General features: G+C 64.7%; 1 protein-coding gene. It reads right to left on the bottom strand.

Translation table 11 applies throughout. The features are described 5' to 3' along the window. Positions 1–513 (bottom strand): hypothetical protein (locus CO655_RS34155; RefSeq protein ID WP_176539359.1); only part of this gene is annotated, 513 nt, incomplete at both ends.

Genomic DNA, 513 nt, shown 5'->3' with positions numbered 1-513 from the left:
GAAGCTCGCTTCACCGGTGAGCTGCAGCACAGCGCCGGCTGTGATGGTGGTGATGCCGGTGCTCTCGAAGGCGCCGCTCACGTAAAGGGTGCCGGCCTCGATGCTGAGATTGCCGGTATTGACCACGTCCACGTTGATGCTGGCCGTGTCGGCTCCGGTCTTGACCAGCGTCCCGGCATTGCTCAGCAGGCTGCGCTCGCCGACGTTCGCCGTGCCCTCGCTGATCGTTGAACTGGCTGCCAGCTCGAACCGGCCGCCGGCCAGGATGTTCAACTGCCCGGGATCCGTCTCGTAGATCGGGTTGCCGGTATCAGGGTCCGAGCCCAGATAGGCATAGGTGCCCAGGGAGATACTATCACCATAGCCGTCCGCCCCGAGCACTACTACACCGGCAACGTTGAGCCGACCGTTGAGCTGCACTCCGCCATAACCGCCGTCATAACCGATGCTGCCGTCGATCCCCGACCCGATCACGATGGTGCCGGCCCCATCGATCGTCCCGCCGCTCCAGGC

Origin of the sequence: Rhizobium sp. M1 (assembly GCF_002531805.1) — a bacterium.
Lineage (GTDB): Bacteria > Pseudomonadota > Alphaproteobacteria > Rhizobiales > Rhizobiaceae > Rhizobium > Rhizobium etli_C.
This window is presented reverse-complemented; position numbering and strand designations above follow the sequence as displayed.